The sequence below is a fragment of the Ruegeria sp. CL5 genome, assembly GCF_056536485.1.
Genome location: NZ_JBQFPS010000002.1, coordinates 468,134 through 483,159 on the forward strand (window position 1 = coordinate 468,134; position 15,026 = coordinate 483,159).

General features: G+C 57.1%; 13 protein-coding genes. 9 read left to right on the forward strand and 4 right to left on the reverse strand.

The features are described 5' to 3' along the window. Positions 1-193: 193 nt before the first annotated feature. Genes ACR0IU_RS06010 through ACR0IU_RS06020 form a run of 3 tightly spaced genes read right to left on the reverse strand, consistent with a single transcriptional unit; the run spans position 194 to position 2,282 of the window. Positions 194-661 (reverse strand): CinA family protein, encoded by a 468-nt coding sequence (locus ACR0IU_RS06010; protein WP_480715593.1) that lies wholly within the window; start codon positions 659-661, stop codon positions 194-196. After that, positions 658-1,155, reverse strand: coding sequence for a phosphatidylglycerophosphatase A family protein (locus tag ACR0IU_RS06015; protein WP_480715594.1), 498 nt, complete (start codon positions 1,153-1,155; stop codon positions 658-660). The genes ACR0IU_RS06010 and ACR0IU_RS06015 overlap by 4 nt, the downstream gene beginning before the upstream one ends. Further along, positions 1,152-2,282 carry a bifunctional 2-C-methyl-D-erythritol 4-phosphate cytidylyltransferase/2-C-methyl-D-erythritol 2,4-cyclodiphosphate synthase gene (locus ACR0IU_RS06020; RefSeq protein WP_480715595.1) on the reverse strand — a complete coding sequence of 377 codons (1,131 nt, stop codon included), beginning with the start codon at positions 2,280-2,282 and terminating at the stop codon, positions 1,152-1,154. The genes ACR0IU_RS06015 and ACR0IU_RS06020 overlap by 4 nt, the downstream gene beginning before the upstream one ends. A 178-nt stretch (positions 2,283-2,460) precedes the next feature. On the opposite strand from ACR0IU_RS06020, the gene dusB reads away from it, so the two are divergent. The 7 genes from dusB to ACR0IU_RS06055 all read left to right on the forward strand — a co-directional run bounded on the left by dusB (position 2,461) and on the right by ACR0IU_RS06055 (position 11,515). Next, complete coding sequence (dusB, locus tag ACR0IU_RS06025) at positions 2,461-3,444, forward strand: tRNA dihydrouridine synthase DusB (RefSeq protein WP_480715596.1); 984 nt, start codon at positions 2,461-2,463, stop codon at positions 3,442-3,444. Further along, on the forward strand, positions 3,441-4,520 hold the full coding sequence (locus ACR0IU_RS06030) for a two-component system sensor histidine kinase NtrB (protein ID WP_480715597.1): 1,080 nt from the start codon (positions 3,441-3,443) through the stop codon (positions 4,518-4,520). Before dusB ends, ACR0IU_RS06030 begins: the two co-directional genes overlap by 4 nt. After that, positions 4,520-5,887 (forward strand): response regulator, encoded by a 1,368-nt coding sequence (locus ACR0IU_RS06035; protein ID WP_480715598.1) that lies wholly within the window; start codon positions 4,520-4,522, stop codon positions 5,885-5,887. The genes ACR0IU_RS06030 and ACR0IU_RS06035 overlap by 1 nt, the downstream gene beginning before the upstream one ends. 162 nt (positions 5,888-6,049) lie before the next feature. Next, positions 6,050-8,275, forward strand: a complete 2,226-nt coding sequence (locus ACR0IU_RS06040) for a sensor histidine kinase NtrY-like (protein WP_480651774.1) — start codon at positions 6,050-6,052, stop codon at positions 8,273-8,275. Next, positions 8,272-9,681 carry a nitrogen assimilation response regulator NtrX gene (gene ntrX, locus ACR0IU_RS06045; RefSeq protein ID WP_319544682.1) on the forward strand — a complete coding sequence of 470 codons (1,410 nt, stop codon included), beginning with the start codon at positions 8,272-8,274 and terminating at the stop codon, positions 9,679-9,681. The genes ACR0IU_RS06040 and ntrX overlap by 4 nt, the downstream gene beginning before the upstream one ends. Before the next feature lie 9 nt (positions 9,682-9,690). After that, positions 9,691-10,278, forward strand: coding sequence for a helix-turn-helix domain-containing protein (locus ACR0IU_RS06050; protein ID WP_170540060.1), 588 nt, complete (start codon positions 9,691-9,693; stop codon positions 10,276-10,278). A 43-nt stretch (positions 10,279-10,321) separates the two neighbouring features. Next, positions 10,322-11,515: an MFS transporter gene (locus ACR0IU_RS06055; protein ID WP_480715599.1), complete on the forward strand. Its 1,194-nt coding sequence runs from the start codon at positions 10,322-10,324 to the stop codon at positions 11,513-11,515. On the opposite strand, the gene ACR0IU_RS06060 is transcribed toward ACR0IU_RS06055, so the two are convergent. Beyond that, positions 11,480-11,959: a hypothetical protein gene (locus ACR0IU_RS06060; protein WP_319544679.1), complete on the reverse strand. Its 480-nt coding sequence runs from the start codon at positions 11,957-11,959 to the stop codon at positions 11,480-11,482. The genes ACR0IU_RS06055 and ACR0IU_RS06060 overlap by 36 nt on opposite strands. 96 nt (positions 11,960-12,055) lie before the next feature. On the opposite strand from ACR0IU_RS06060, the gene trkA reads away from it, so the two are divergent. After that, positions 12,056-13,432: a Trk system potassium transporter TrkA gene (trkA, locus tag ACR0IU_RS06065; RefSeq protein ID WP_480715600.1), complete on the forward strand. Its 1,377-nt coding sequence runs from the start codon at positions 12,056-12,058 to the stop codon at positions 13,430-13,432. Further along, on the forward strand, positions 13,432-14,973 hold the full coding sequence (locus ACR0IU_RS06070; RefSeq protein WP_480715601.1) for a TrkH family potassium uptake protein: 1,542 nt from the start codon (positions 13,432-13,434) through the stop codon (positions 14,971-14,973). Before trkA ends, ACR0IU_RS06070 begins: the two co-directional genes overlap by 1 nt. Positions 14,974-15,026: the final 53 nt, after the last annotated feature.

A 15,026-nucleotide genomic window follows, 5' to 3' on the forward strand; every position in this document is an offset into this window, starting at 1 on the left:
CCCTATTGGGGCGCCGGATAGACAAACCACATCTACCTCCGACACCGCGTGAGTGGTGTGGAGCGGGTTGAAGCCGAGCTGAGGTGGGGAAAAAAGAGGCAGCAATACAAAAAGCCGCCCGTTTCGGTGGCTTTTTTTCAACTGGTGATCAATTTTGCGCCTATCGGGCGTATTTGCCCTAAATTTGGGCAGACTACGAAACGCTGCTCAGCAGCATAAGTAATGCATGATCGCGAGCGGCTTTGCGCACGTTTTCACGCCCCAGAGCACCGAATTCAACAGTCTCGGTGCGGGTCGGTTGGCCATCTGCTGCCAAACCAAAGCAAACGCGGCCTTCGGGTTTGTGCTCGGACCCGCCGGGGCCTGCAATACCGGTGATCGAGACCGCCAGTTGCGCCTGTGAGTGGTGCAGCGCACCCTCGGCCATTTCCTGTGCAACCTCTTCCGAGACAGCACCATGGGCCTCAAGCGTGTCGACGTGTACGCCAAGCATTTCTTGTTTGGCGGTGTTGGTGTAGGTGACAAAGCCGCGCTCGACTACGGCTGAGCTGCCGGGGATATCAGTCAGCGCGGCGGCGACCATGCCGCCGGTGCAGCTTTCGGCCGTTGCGATCATCACGCCTTGCGCCTTGGCGCGGTTCAACAGGTCGATCACAGTCATTGGCCCATCACCCCATGCGCGATGCCAGCAAGGATCACGACGCCGACGGCTGCAAAGATGCCCGCGATCACGTCGTCCAGCATGACACCCATCGGATCACCGCGCCGGTCGGCCCAACCGATGGGGCCGGGTTTGGTGATGTCGAACAGCCGGAACAGCAGGAAGCCTGCGATCCAGCCAGGCCAGAGCGCCGTGATATCGATCCCATGGGCCCATGACGGGTAGGAGATCGCCCAGATTGCGATGAACTGACCTGCAACTTCATCGATGACGATCTCGGACGGGTCGTGATCATCCTGTCCTGCCGTCATCACTCGCGTGGCCCAAAGGCCGCCGAAGAATGCTGTCAACGTCCCGATGACCAGTAGCGGAAAGCCGCCCAGTGTGTGCAGAACCCATGCCAGCGGCAATGCAGCCAGTGATCCCCAGGTTCCGGGGGCAGGGCGCAGATAGCCTACGCCGCCGACGGTTCCGATCAAGCGCGCCGCGGTCATGACTTCACCAGACAGGCAGTCGCAAGCGACGCAATCCCTTCGCTGCGACCGGTAAAGCCCAGCCGCTCGGACGTGGTGGCCTTGATCGAGACCTGGTCGGTCCGCAGGCCCATGATCTGTGCCATCTCGGCACGCATCGCGTCGGCATGAGGGCCGATCTTGGGATATTCGCAGACCAGCGTGCAATCGACATTCGAGATCGCATAACCCATCTGCCCGGCAAGCTCGACGGCGTGGCGCAAGAAAATGTCGCTGGCCGCACCTTTCCACTGCGGGTCGGAGGGCGGGAAATGCTGCCCGATATCGCCCCGTGCCAGCGCGCCATAGATCGCGTCGGTCACCGCATGCATGCCCACGTCGGCATCAGAATGGCCTTGAAGTCCTCGCTTATGTGGCACTTTCACACCGCACAGGATCACGTGATCTCCGTCCCCAAATCGGTGCACGTCGTAGCCGTTGCCCAGCCTTACATCCATGTTCATACCCATTATGCGTTCCGCCCGTTCGAAATCTTCGGGCCGGGTTATTTTCAGGTTATCCGCATCGCCCGGAACGATCGCCACATCAATCCCGGCAGCACGTGCAACTTCGACGTCATCTGCCGCGCCTCCGGGATGGGAGGCGTGGGCGGTCGTGATCGCGCCATAGTGAAACCCCTGCGGCGTCTGCGCGGCGTAAAGAGCAGACCGATCCTGTGTTCCTGTCACCACCGATCCATCTCCGGTCCAGAGTGCGTCAGTGACGGCCAAACCCGGAGCCGCTGCAGAATGTGCATCGAGCGCAGCCAGCACATCCCGGATTACCCTCGCGCTGACACAGGGACGAGCGACATCGTGGATCAAGACCTTTTCGACGCTGTGTGCTTCCAACGCCCGCAGGCCACTATGCACAGATCCGGCCCGGTCGCTGGCACCCGGTGCAAGAATCAGGTCTGTTGCAGAGAATTCTTTCCAGGCAGATGTATCGTCTTCCGCCAGAACAAGAACGATATGGTCGACGAGCCCTTTGAAGCGATCAATGGTCCAATCTGCCACGCGCTGCCCACCCAAAGCGCGCCACTGTTTAGGCACTCCGCCTCCGGCGCGCTGGCCGCGCCCGGCGGCGACGATGATGGCGGCTGTGGTCATCTGCGGGTTCTCCTGATTGGGCATTGTTTAGGGGGCGGTGAATGCAGAGGCAATCACCCACGTCAATCTGCCTAAAAATTAAGCAACTGATGATTTAGCGGGCTTGAATGCCGTCGATTTGTTGTTCATATGCTGCAATTTCGATATTAAAAGCGCAACTGCTCAAGGATTAAGCACATTGACCCTGCGTCTTGCTGAGAAGGACCTGACCCCGCCGGTGCTGCTGGCACCTATGGCCGGAATCACCGACCGGCCTTTTCGGGAGCTTGTGATGCGCTTCGGTGCAGGCATGGTGGTCAGCGAAATGGTTGCCAGCCAAGAGATGGTGCAGGCCAAGCCGGGCGTCCGCGAACGGGCAGAACTGTCGGCGGATGTTGAGAACACGGCGGTGCAATTGGCCGGTCGCGAGGCGCACTGGATGGCCGAGGCTGCCCGGCAGGTCGTCGACCGGGGCGCCCAAGTGATCGACATCAACATGGGATGTCCAGCAAAGAAGGTGACCAACGGCTATTCCGGGTCAGCCCTGCTGAAAACGCCGGATCACGCGCTGACGCTGATAGAGGCCGTGGTGGATGCCGTGGACGTACCCGTCACGTTGAAGACGCGCCTGGGGTGGGATGACAAATTGCTGAACGCGCCGGATGTGGCGCGGCGGGCGCAGGGCGCTGGCATCCGGATGGTGACGATTCATGGTCGTACGCGCTGTCAATTCTACAAAGGCCGGGCAGATTGGCAGGCGATCCGGGCGGTGAAAGAGGCGGTCTCGATCCCGGTCATCGCAAATGGCGACATCGTTGATACCCAGGCCGCGCAGAACGCGCTGGATCAGTCCGGGGCAGACGGAGTGATGGTGGGCCGGGGCGCGCAGGGTAAGCCATGGCTGCTGGCGCAGATCTGTCACGATCTATATGGAGCTGCGGCTCCGGACATTCCGGTGGGAGCCGACCTGATCGAGATGGTGCGCGCCCACTATCAGGCGATGCTCTCATTCTACGGTACTGAGCTGGGCTTGCGCGTCGCACGCAAGCATTTGGGATGGTACATGGATGAGGCCGGGACGTCTGCCACCTTACGACGCGTAGTACTGACATCACGCGATACGGATGAAGTACTGCAGCTGCTGGGCGATGCTTTGAACAGCTCTGCAGAGGTGGCGGCATGACCTCGGATCAGAGCATCTGGACCTCGCTGCCGGTTCCGGCCTTTATCATCGATCCTGACGACCGCATATCGGATGTCAATTCTTCGGGTGAGGGGTTCCTGAACGCTTCGCGCAAAGCTGTAATCGGGCATCCAGTCTGGGATCAGATCGCAGTCGATGCGCCTTTGGAAGAGGCTTTCATACGCGCCCGTCAGCAGAGCACGCCCCTGTTTGTGAATGATGTGGATGTGGGCTCGGGTAATCGCGCGCCGCTGCAATGTGCTCTGCAGATCGCGCCATTAATGGGGCATCCCGGTTCCATGATTATGATCATCTCACCACGTGAATTGTCTGGGCGGATGACCCGAGGCAATACCGTGAAGTCGGCGGCGCAATCGGCCATTGGCATGGCCGAGATGCTGGCGCATGAAATCAAAAACCCTCTGGCCGGGATCACCGGTGCGGCACAGTTGCTCAGCATGAATATCTCACAACAAGATCTTGAATTAACAGATCTTATTGTCGAGGAAAGCCGTCGTATTGTGAAGCTACTGGAACAGGTGGAACAGTTCGGAAACCTGTCTCAGCCCGATTTCAAGCCAGTCAATATACACGACGTTTTGGATCGCGCGCGCAGATCGGCGCTGCTTGGGTTTGGCGCTCATATGACCATTGTTGAGGATTACGATCCATCTTTGCCAATGGCGTACGGAGACCCGGACCAGTTTTTGCAGGTGATTTTGAATTTGCTCAAGAACGCCTCTGAGGCTGCTGATGGCAGTGGCATAATCCGGCTTCGCACCTATTTCGAACATTCATTCCGGCTGCGTCGCAGTGATGGTTCCGGTCACTCGCTGCCTTTGCAAATCGAGATCATCGATGACGGTCCCGGACTGCCGGAGAAAATTCAGGGCGAGATTTTCGATCCATTTGTTTCCGGTAAAGAAAACGGAACCGGCCTGGGGCTGGCGCTGGTCAGCAAGATCATATCCGACCACGACGGATGGATATCAGCGGAATCGGTGCCTGGGCGCACAGTATTCCGTTTGTCCCTGCGGCGCGCGCCGCAGGGCACATATGACAAGGAGAGCATCTGATGGATGGCACAGTTCTAGTTGCCGATGACGACCGCACGATCCGCACGGTTCTGACACAGGCCCTCACGCGGGCGGGGTGCAAGGTGCATGCCACATCTTCGCTGACCACGCTCATGCGCTGGGTGGCCGAAGGCAAGGGCGACGTGGTGATTTCGGATGTAGTGATGCCGGATGGAAACGGGCTCGAGATGTTGCCAAAGATCGCACAGGATCGACCTGGATTGCCGGTCATCGTGATCTCGGCCCAGAACACCATCATGACGGCCATTCAGGCTGCCGAGGCGGATGCCTATGACTATCTGCCCAAGCCCTTCGATTTGCCTGATTTGATGAAACGGACCGCTCGGGCGCTTGATCAGAAACAGCATGCTCAGGTTGAGCCTGTCGAAGCCAGCGAAGATCGTCCAGACGAGTTGCCGCTTGTTGGGCGCACCCCAGTTATGCAAGCGCTCTATCGTCTCGTGGCGCGGGTGATGAACACCGATCTGTCAGTGATGATATCGGGTGAAAGTGGTACAGGTAAATCTTTGATTGCGCGCGCTATTCACGATTTTTCAGACCGTCGAACTCTGCCTTTTGTCACCGCGACTGCCGCTGATCTAAGTGATCTGGAAGGCCCGGCGCGAGTCATGGCGCGCGTGCGGGGCGGCACGCTGTTGATCGATGAGATCGCCGATATCGATGACGAGATTCAGGCCCGGATCGTGCGCATGATGGACACTCCGGGCGATCATGTGCCGCGTTTCATGGCCACCAGCCAATCTGACCTGACTGACGCCATGGAGAGTGGCCGCGTGCGGCAGGACCTTTATTATCGACTCTGCGGTGCGACAGTACATGTTCCTGCTCTGCGAGAACGCGTTGATGATATCACGTTGCTCACCGACCATTTTCTTGCGAGGGAAGAGCGCGAAAGCGGAACGAAACGCCGCCTCAGCTCCGAAGCTGTGGAGCTTGTGCGTCGATATTCCTGGCCTGGGAATGTCCGGCAGCTGGAAAATGCCATCCGTCGTCTCAGCCTGACAAGCCGTGCAGAAGAAATCTCGCGCACCGAAGTTGAGATGGTTTTGGGCAGTCAGCCTGAGGCTGAGCCGGTTCTGGGGGATGGCGAGCGTGAAAAACTGTCAGCTTCGGTGGGGCGTCACCTGCGGCGATACTTCGATTTACACGGGAATATCCTACCACCGCCCGGGCTCTATCAGCGTATTTTGCGTGAAGTCGAAGCGCCTCTGATCGAAATTGCGCTGGATGCGACCGGTGGAAATCAAGCAAAATGTGCTGATCTTCTGGGGATTAACCGAAATACGTTGCGGAAAAAGATTACCGACCTCGATATTCAGGTGACACGCCGCCGCAAACTGATGTAATATCGCCACACAAACCGTGGCATTCGGGTTCGACCCCGGGAACGACCACGACATATGGCGGTAAGCCGCGCGAGCGGCACATCAGAATGAGGGCAGACGGTGGCAACCCGGGCACAGAACGGGCCGATCCTATCGATCAACCGGTGGCGCAAGTCCCGGAGGATGCGCAATTTCAGTACCTTGGGTCTGGTCGTGTTGGGCCCCATTCTGGCGCTGGCAACTTATCTGGTCATTGGTCCCTTTGATTTAGGCGCGGCGGCGCCGACGCTGAGGCTGATTCTGCTGGCCGATCTGGTTTATGTGCTGGTCGTCGCAGCGTTGGTGTTGGGGCAGTTATTCAGTCTGATCGCCGCCCGACGCGCGAAATCAGCAGGGTCACGGCTTCACCTGCGCCTGATTGGCGCGTTTACGCTGCTGGCTCTGGTTCCTACCGTTACGGTTGCTATTTTTGCAGGGCTTACGGTGAATATCGGCCTTGAAGGCTGGTTCTCGGATCGGGTTAGGCAGGTTGTTGGGTCATCTCTTACGGCCGCCGAAGCCTACGAACAAGAGCACCGCGAAGGGCTGACGCAGGACGCGATCGTTCTGGCGCGATTTCTCGATAACGCTCGATCATTAGATTACTACATCTCAGATGCCGAATTGCGTGAGGTTCTGGCGCAGGGGCAGTCCCAGATTCAACGCGGTTTGCGTGAGGCCTATGTGATTGATGGCAGTGCTGAAATTCGGTCGCGTGGTGATCGGTCCTACCTGTTCGACTACGAGGCACCGACGCCCGAAGAGATGATTGAGGCCAATGATCAGGGTGTGGCGATTATCGCAGATTGGGAGAACAGCGAGTTCCGCGCTCTTGTACCATTGCAGGCCTATCTGGACCGATACCTATATGTCAGCCGCGAGGTTGACGGACAGCTTTTGACCCTACTGGATGAGACCAAAGAAACCGCGCAGTTTTACAGTCAGCTCGAAAGTGAGCGTGGTCGGGTACTGTTCGAGTTCGGTCTTCTGTATCTTGGTTTCGCGGTGATCCTGATATTGGCGGCTATGTCGCTGGGCATGTGGTTTGCCGAGCGCCTTTCACGTCCCGTAGGGCGGCTGACAACGGCTGCGCAACGGGTCGGTGCAGGTGATCTGAGCGTTCAGGTCATCGAAGAGGCCAGCGATGATGAAATCGCGATGCTGGGCCGATACTTCAATCAGATGACCCGCCAGTTGAAGGGGCAGCGCGATACCTTGCTGGAGAATACGCGCCAGATCGAACGCCGCCGAAGGTTGTTCGACTCGGTGCTCAGTTCGGTGACGTCGGGGGTTGTGGGCGTTGATTCCGAAGGGTGCGTAACTTTTGTGAACCGGTCCGCAGAGCGCCTGTTGGGTTGGTCGGGCGGTGAGCATCATCTTGCGATAGGCATAGCCGTGCCCGAATTCTTGCCATTGTTCGAAACGCTCAAGGACAGCGGGCAGGAGGCTGTTCAGGGCGAAGTGAAAGTGACTCGAAAGGGTCAATTAGAGAACTTGCTGGTACGCATGGCGACGCGTCGAGGTGAAGATGGCGGCTTGGAAGGCTACGTTGTGGCCTTTGACGATGTGACCGATTTGGTCAGTGCACAGCGCATGGCGGCTTGGGGCGATGTGGCCCGTCGCATTGCGCATGAGATCAAGAATCCTCTGACCCCGATCCAGCTGAGCGCCGAGCGGATCAAACGTAAGTTTTCGCGCAAGCTGGATGAAGAAGACTGCAGTAGCCTTGAATCGATGACAGATGTGATCGTGCGTCAGACCAATGATCTGCGACGGATCGTCGATGAGTTCTCGAAGTTCGCGCGGATGCCCGAGCCGGAGCGGCGCGAAGAAAACATTGTGACGCTGGTGCGTGAGGCGGTGTTGTTGCAGCAGGCGGGCCAACCCGATGTTCAGATCGACGCTGATCTGCCCGAACAGCCTATTCTGGCGGATGTGGATTCGACCATGTTGAGCCAGGCCTTGACGAACCTGATCAAGAACGCGGGCGAGGCTATTGAAACGCTGAAAGAAAAAGGCGCCCCGGACAATCTTGAACCTCAGATTAAGGTGGCGGTCAGCAATGACGATGCGGGAACGCAGATCACCATTGCCGATAACGGCATCGGCCTGCCAGAAGATCGGGCGCGGCTGTTTGAACCTTATGTAACCACGCGTGACGAAGGCACGGGCTTGGGCCTGCCTATCGTCAAAAAGATAATCGAGGAACATGGCGGAGCGCTGACATTAGAAGATGCGCCCACATTTGACGGACAGGACCATTACGGCGCGATGGCTGTCATTCGTCTTCCCGGGGCCTCAGGCGGCCCGACAGATGCGCCGGAAAAACAGGCGATTAAAACAAACAAACTGAAAGCAGGCCAAAGATGAGCGACATTCTGATCGTAGATGACGAACGCGATATTCGCGAATTGGTGTCCGATATTCTAGAGGACGAAGGCTATTCCACACGGCTGGCGGCAAACTCGGATGAGTGCATGTCGTCGATCAATGCCGAACCTCCCGGACTGTTGATCCTGGATATCTGGCTGAAAGACAGTCGTATGGATGGGATTGACATCCTGAAGGCGGTGAAACGCGACAACCCGGATGTGCCGGTGGTGATCATTTCCGGGCACGGCAATATCGAGATTGCGGTCGCGGCGATCAAACAGGGGGCATACGATTTTATCGAAAAGCCTTTTAATATTGATCAGTTGATGGTGGTTATCCGCCGCGCGATGGAAACTTCGCGCCTGCGCCGCGAAAATGCCTCGTTGAAACGGCAGGAAGTCAGCTGTTCCGATATGATCGGCAGATCGGCTTCCTTCCGGGCGATGCAGGGGCAGTTGGATAAGGTGACCAAGTCCAATGGTCGGGTCATGCTCAGCGGTCCGGCTGGCTCGGGCAAAGAGATCGCAGCACGTTATATCCACGCCCATTCCAATCGCGCCAATGCACCATTCGTCACGGTAAACTGCGCCGGGATCGAGCCTGAGAGGGTCGAAGAGGTTCTGTTCGGCCGTGAATCATCGGAGCGTGGTGTCGAGTCAGGCCTGCTGGAAGAGGCCCATGGCGGGGTTGTCTATTTCGACGAAGTCGCTGATATGCCGCTGGGGACGCAGTCCAAAATCTTGCGCGTGCTTGTCGATCAGCAGTTCCAGCGCGTCGGCGGGTCAGACAAAGTGAGGGTTGATCTGCGCGTCATCTCTTCGACCAACCGCGATCTGGAACAGGAAATTGCAGCAGAGCGTTTCCGCGAAGAACTGTATCATCGTCTGAACGTTGTACCGATCTCAGTTCCATCTCTGGAAGAGCGCCGCGAAGACATTCCGGTTTTGGCGCAGCATTTTATCGAGATGTGCAACGACACGCAGGGCCTGCCAGTGCGTGAACTTTCCGATGAGGCCGTCGCGCTGCTTCAAACGATGACATGGCCGGGCAATGTGCGTCAGCTCAAGAACCTGATCGAACGGGTACTGATCCTTGGGGATAGTACCGGCCCGATTGAGGCACGCGAACTGCCCAATGAAGAAGAGAAGGCAGATGAAACCGGACGGGTGGTCCTGTCCGGTGCTCTGGCAACGCTGCCGCTTCGCGAGGCCCGCGAAGCATTCGAGCGTGAGTATCTGCTGACTCAGATCAATCGGTTTGGTGGTAACATCAGCCGCACTGCCAGCTTCGTCGGCATGGAGCGCAGCGCCTTGCACCGCAAACTCAAGTCCTTGGGGGTCGTGACCTCAAACAAGTCTGGTGCGAGGGTGGCGCAGATTGATGAGCCCGAACCCGCAGAGTGATTTGCTTCAATGACCGCAGATTGCTCGAAGACCACAGCCGTTTCCATTGGTTTTCCAGCCTTTGGAAAGCGGCTGAAACGGCTGCGCCGCGTGGTTGGCCTGAAGCAATCTGCCCTTGCTGATCTGATCGAGGTTGATCAGGCCACGATTTCTCGGTGGGAAAATGGTGGCCAAACCCCTTCGGCCCATGTTCAACAAGTTGTTTTTGCGGCGCTTGGTCCGGCAAAGGCACAAGATTCCGCGCTTAAACGTCTGGTGGTAAACTCGTCCGAGTGCCTACACCTTGTTGAAGAAGCCACACACACTTGCCTTGCCTATTCGGCCAGTCGTGCACGAGATTGGAAAACCTCTCAGCACGCGTTGCTGGGTGTATCACTCTGGCAATTTGCGACGGATGAGATCCGACAGGCCGAGGCGGAACTGCAACTCGATGGTTGGTGGGATTTGCACTCGCCTGCGCCCAAGGCGTTTCTGACCTCGGAAGCCGTGCATGACCAAATCAGAATCAGCGCTGGACGGATCGTTTGGGAGCGATTGTATCTTTCGGATGGCACCCCGGTTCGTCTGGTCAGCGGTCGGCGAGAGGGTGCCGCATAATTTATGCGTTCCGCTGGTGTGTAGGTCGCGATAGACCGAGTTCATGAGCGACTCTTTCCGAACATTTCTGCAAGTTTTGCTGATTTGGTTCGCAGGCCTCGGGGCTGCGACCCAGTTTGCCAAGATCGCCGTTCCGTTTGCTGACATTGGATTGCTTTATCCCGATCATGCGGCGGTGACCGGCTGGCTGCTATCGATTATCAGCCTGATGGGAGCAGCGCTGGGTGCGATGTCGGGTGCGATTGCGGCGCGGATCGGGCCAAACCGTCTGCTTTTGTCGGGTTTGGTTCTTGGGGGTGCATTGTCATTATTTCAAGCAAGTCTGCCGGGATTCCAATTGATGTTGCTCAGCCGGGTGGTCGAAGGGTTATCCCATCTTGCGATTGTTGTCGCGGCACCGACCTTGATTGCACAGATCACAACCGGTCGCGCTAGGTACAACTCTATGGTGCTATGGAGTACGTTTTTTGGCGTAGCCTTTGCGTTGAATGCCTGGTTCGGGTTGCCAATTGTCGACTGCTATGGATTGCCGGTGTATTTTGCACTGCATGGCGGATTGATGTTGGTGTTTGCCGCGCTGATAGCGTTCAGCAAATTGAAGATCGACATAGATCAGCCAGCCGGCATGAGGTGGAGTTTATCTTCTTTGCTTGGTGTGCACCTAAGGACCTATCGCTCGCCATTCATCTCGGCTCCGGCGATCGGATGGTTCTTCTACACGCTCACTTTCGTCTCACTTCTGGCAATTCTGCCGGGGCGCTTACCCGAAGGGCAGGGTGCATCGATCGCAGCATTGATGCCGTTGGCCGGGATCGTGTTGTCATGGTTGCTGGTACCGCTGCTTTTGACCGTGCTGTCCTGCGTCAGTGTCGTGAATCTGGGATTCGCCATGGGGATTCTGACGATCATTTCGCTGTTTCTGGGGGCTCCGCTTGCCTTCGGATGCATCGCATTGTTTGCGGTTCTTGGGCTTGTTCAGGGCGGTAGTTTCGCTGCTGTGCCCGAGTTGAACGACACAGCCGAGACCCAGGCGTTAAGCTACGGCGCAATGGCGCAGATGGGGAATGCTGGAAATCTGCTAGGGACGCCAGTTTTACTGGCAGTTCTTTTGGGCGCAAAAGAGGTCGGTGTGTTTTTGGCCGTGGCTGCATTCTATGGCATCGCCATATTTGCTCATCTCGCACTGGCCAAGCGTCGCAAATCAGCCGGCCTGTCCTGGGGTGATGATTTGAAATGACCCGTCTTCAAACTTCACGAAACACGACTCAGTGCTCAGTGGTGGAAGAGTTGTGGTACGTGCGGGTGCAACCCGCGATTTGACACCTTGTTTGCAAGGCGGCAGGCTGACCGGGCGGTACCCTTTCTGTGCCATACACTGTGCCTCGACCTTGTTTCTTAGCCCCTGATTCACGTCAACGGTATAGATCCGTCCGGGTTCCCACCATCCAGGGTTGCGATAGCAACGCCCACGGCCATCACAATAGGTGCGCCCGGGCCAGTATACCGGTGGGCTCTGACGGACCTGATTGGCGACAGGGGCGTCTTTAAGAGCTTTCACCTGACAGTTCGTGGTTTCGGTCTGCATGCGCGCAACGCTTTCGCCCTCGCGGTAATACAGCGAAAGCGGACCACAGGCAGATAGTGTCAGCAAGCAAATCAGAGCGGGCAGAATTGTTTTCATACAGTTACTTTGGCTCAGCTTGTCATCCATGACAATTCAATTGACCGCTTTGGGGGCATCTGTCATTCAAAGATTTCAGGCAGAAAGGCCAAGAGTATGAAGGTCATCATATGCGGTGCCGGCCAAGTGGGCTGGCAGATTGCGCGTCACCTTTCGGGCGAACTGAACGATGTAACGGTGGTCGACAACAACCCTGATCTGGTGCGTCGCGCGACTGAGACGCTGGACGTGCAGGGGATCGCTGGATTCGCAAGTTATCCGGATGTGCTGGATCGGGCAGGGGCCCGCGACGCTGATATGATCATTGCTGCAACCCATTCGGACGAGGTGAACATGGTCACCTGCCAGATGGCGCACTCGGTTTTTTCGATCCAGCGTAAGATCGCGCGTCTGAGGTCTAAATCCTATCTCCAAGCGATTCACTCCGATCTTTATCGCCGCGATCATCTGCCTATCGACGTGGTAATCAGCCCTGAACGCGAGGTCGCTGCCGCTGCAATGCGCCGTCTGTCGGCTCCGTCGGCTTTCGATACCGAGATTTTCATGGACGGTAAGGCGCAGCTGCTGGGTATTCGGGTTGAAGAAGACTGTCCAATCGTCAACACTCCGCTTCGCCAGCTGACTGATTTGTTCTCGACGCTCAGTTCAATCGTTGTTGGTGTTCGTCGTGAAGGGACGTTGTTCGCGCCTGAATCCGAGGATCAGCTGTTTGTTGGCGACGAATGCTATGTCTTTACCAGCGTCAAGGATGTGGACCGTACGATGGAGGTGTTCGGCAAAGCCCAACGTCAGCAAGATCGAGTCGTCATCGTGGGTGGCGGAAATGTCGGGTTGGAAGTTGCGCGCACGCTGGAAGAACGTGAAAGCCGCGTCCGCGCCAAGATCATCGAGCGCGACCGTCGATGCGCGGAAATCGCTGCCGAAGGGCTGGAGCGCACCATCGTATTGAATGGCGACGGTCTGGATTCGTCTTTGCTAAGCGAGGCAGGTATTGAACGCGCCGATGCGATGCTGGCAGTCACAGACGACGATCGCACCAACATGTTGGCTGCGGTGCGTGCCAAGGGCGAGGGCTGCCCGCTGGCCATCGCTTTGATCAATGACCCCAGTATGGTCGCCCTGATGGGGCCGCTGGGAATCGACGCTTATATCAATCCGCGTGCGACAACAGTAAGTTCGATCCTGCGCCATATCCGTCACGGTCGGGTGCGTCAGGTTTATTCTATTGGCGACGCCGAAGCCGAAGTTATTGAGGCCGAAGTCCTGTCGACTTCTCCGATGGCGGGGCAAAAGCTGCGTGATATTGATTTCCCCGAGGGCGTATTGGTCGGTGCCGTCCGCAAAGGAGACGAGGTGCTGCGCCCAACTGGAAGCCTCCGCATTGACGAGAAGGATGTCGTTGCAATCTTTGCTATGGCCAAAGACGTGCCCGAGGTTGAACGTCTGATGCAGGTCTCGATCGATTTCTTCTGATGTTGCAGGCACGTGGACAGCAACGGATCGGAGTATTGCGGCGACTACCGCTGTTGCTGATGATCTGGGGAATTGTCGCGCTGTCGATGTGGATTCCCGCTGCTTACGCGCTGGCACTGGATGATCACGATACCTCACGATCTTTCTTTTATTCCGGGCTGTTAGGTGTATTCGCTGTCTTGATCGTTGCGCTTGCGATGTCGAACCGAAAACCCCGGCGCGGGACGCTTGGCCAATTGGCGGTTCTACTTGCCGCGTTCACCTTGTTGCCGATCTTTCTGGCCATACCGTTTCATGATGCGCTGGGAACAACCAGTTTTCTAAATGCTTATTTTGATATGGTCAGTGCGCTGACAACAACCGGCGCTGACCTGTTCCCGGATCCCCAGCGTCTGTCTGCACCGCTGCATTTGTGGCGCGCTTTGGTTGGGTGGATGGGGGGGCTGTTGATGTGGATTTCTGCAGCGGCGATCCTTGCGCCTTTGTCGTTGGGTGGATTCGAGGTAACCGCAAAAGGGCAACCTGGTCGACCGGTCTCGGGCGTTGCCCAAAGCGAAAAGACCGATCCAAGAGGCCATCTGATCCGCGTGTCGCGCGCTTTGGCTCCGATTTATGCCGGATTGACAGCGGTGATCTGGGTTCTTTTGCTGATCGCAGGCGAACAAGGCTTAACCGCAGTGTGCCACGCGATGTCGGTGATGGCGACCTCGGGTATTTCGCCTGTGGGCGGGTTGGAAGGATCAACAGCAGGTATAACCGGCGAAGCTATCATGTTCCTGTTCCTTTTCTTCGCGTTGTCGCGGCTGACCTTTTCGACCGATACAGCGACCTCGGGCTATTCGCGGCTGGACAAAGACCCTGAGTTTCGGATCGGTATCTTTATCGTGCTGGCGGTTGCGGTATTGTTGTTTATCCGAGTTCTGGCGGGAACGGCCGAGCTTGGTATTCAGATCGAGATTGTGCAGGCGTTGCACGTGGCTTGGGGTATGGTGTTCACTGGAATGTCTTTCCTGACAACAGCCGGATTTGAAAGCGCGAATTGGAACGATGCGCAGCAACTATCGGGCCTCGGGACACCTGGTTTGATCCTGATGGGTTTGGCGTTGATTGGCGGCGGTGTTGCAACAACCGCAGGAGGGGTCAAACTGCTGCGCGTTTTTGCACTTTATCTGAATGGTAAGCGCGAAATTGACCGACTGATCTATCCGTCTTCTGTCAGCGGCGAAGGCGGAGGCAACCGACGTATCCAAAGCGACGGGGCCTTCATCGCCTGGATCTTCCTGATGATGTTTGCTTTGACGTTGGCTCTGTTCGATTTGCTGCTGGCCGCCATGGGTGTCGGGTTTGAGCAGGCGATGGTGCTGAGCGTTGCGGCGCTGAGCACAACGGGGCCGCTGATTGAATTGGCGACTGATGTCCCCATTCGACTTATTGATCTGTCAGGTGCAGCCAAACTGACAGTTTGCGCCGCAATGGTTATTGGCCGTTTGGAAACCCTGGCGATCGTCGCACTGATTACACCAACCCTGTGGCGCGATTGACCCTACGGCAGGCGTCTGCTGTTACTGCATGATTTTTCATCTGGAATATCTGC